The sequence below is a fragment of the Blastomonas sp. UPD001 genome (assembly GCF_003426715.1).
GTDB lineage: Bacteria > Pseudomonadota > Alphaproteobacteria > Sphingomonadales > Sphingomonadaceae > Blastomonas.
The window spans coordinates 2,523,210-2,524,848 of record NZ_QKVT01000001.1; the positions used below are offsets into that span (position 1 = coordinate 2,523,210).

Here is a 1,639-nt window from a genome sequence, read left to right on the forward strand (position 1 = left end):
GCGCCCTCGGGCACCTCGACCGCCGCGCTCTCGGCAACGGGAATGTCCGCCGGATCGACCCGGTCGAACTCGCCCCGCCGCTGCCATTCGGCGCGCTCGGCATCGAACGCGGCCTGGCGGCTCGCCTCATAGGCGGCGATGGATTCGGCATTGTCCGCGAGGAACGCGCGATAATCGGCGAGGCGGAATTCGGAGGGCTCGATGCGGATCGAGCGCCTGCCGCTGGGGAAATCGCGTCGCCATTCGGCCAGTTCCTCGGCGCTCACCGGATAGAAGCGGATCTGGTCGAAGAAGCGCAGCAGCCAGGGCTTGCCCTCGGTGAATGCCTCGGTCTGGCGATAGGTATTCCATACCTGGATCGTGCGCCCGAACAACTGATAGCCGCCCGGTCCCTCCATTCCATAGATGCACATATACGCGCCGCCGATGCCGACGACATTGGGCGGGGTCCAGGTGCGCGCCGGGTTGTACTTGGTGGTCACCAGCCGGTGGCGCGGATCGACCGGGGTCGCGACCGGCGCACCGAGATAGACATCGCCCAGGCCGAGCACGAGATAGTTGGTCTCGAAGATGAGGTTCTCGACCGCCGCCGCATCGGGCAGGCCGTTGATGCGGCGGATGAACTCGATATTGTCCGGGCACCAGGGCGCATCGTCGCGCACCGTCCCCATGTATTTCTCGATCGTTTCGATCGTCGCCGGGTCGCGCCAGCTCAGCGGCAGATGGACGATGCGCGAGGGGATGGTGAAATCCTCCAGATCGCCCAGCCGCTCCTCCGCCGCCATCAGCGCCGCGAGCGCCGCGCCCTGCGTCATCGTGCTGCCGTCGAAATGGAACTGCAGCGAGCGGATGCCGGGAACGATATCGATCACGCCCGGCAGCGCCATCCGCTCGAGCTCGGTGAGCAGCGCCTGCACGCGGATGCGCAACTCGATATCGAGCACGATCGGCCCATATTCGACCAGGATGTTGCGGTCGCCCTGCTGGCGATAGACGGTGCGCGGGCGACTGGGCCCTTCGGGGATGATGCCCAGGATCGGCGAGAGCGTCTCGATCGGGCGCGCGGGGCTCTGCATATACCCCTCGCCGGTCGCGATCAGCCGCCGCTGCAGGCTGTCTGCCGCGAAGGCATCATGCGCGTTGATCGGCACGAAGCGCAACTTGTCGCCGGGCGCGAGCTGGCCGATCTTCCACCGGTCCGCCGCTATGACGACGAACGGGCAGACGAACCCGCCGAGCGAGGGCCCGTCCGGTCCCAGGATGATCGGCATGTCGCCGGTAAAGTCGACCGCGCCGATGGCATAGGGATTGTCGTGGATGTTCGACGGGTGCAGCCCCGCCTCGCCGCCATCCTTGCGCGCCCATTGCGGCTTGGGGCCGACCAGGCGTACGCCGGTGCGGTTCGAATTGTAATGCACCTGCCAGTCGGCGGTGATCAGCGTATCGATATCGTCCGGGGTGAAGAAATCGGGCGCGCCATGCGGGCCGTAAAGCACGCGAAGCGTCCATTCGCTGCCGATTTCGGGCAGCGCGACGCGCGACAACGGTTCGGTTGTCGGGCCATGCGCGAGATGCAGCGTATCGCCCGCGAGCAGCCGCCGCGCGGCATGGCCGCCGAACTGGCCGAGCTCGAACGTGC

The 1,639-nt window shown here is 67.1% G+C and carries 1 protein-coding gene; it reads right to left on the reverse strand.

Annotated features, from left to right (window positions below; all coding sequences use genetic code 11):
- A partial coding sequence (locus DM995_RS12825) for a carboxyltransferase domain-containing protein (RefSeq protein ID WP_157973295.1) occupies positions 1–1,639 on the reverse strand: 1,639 nt, incomplete at both ends.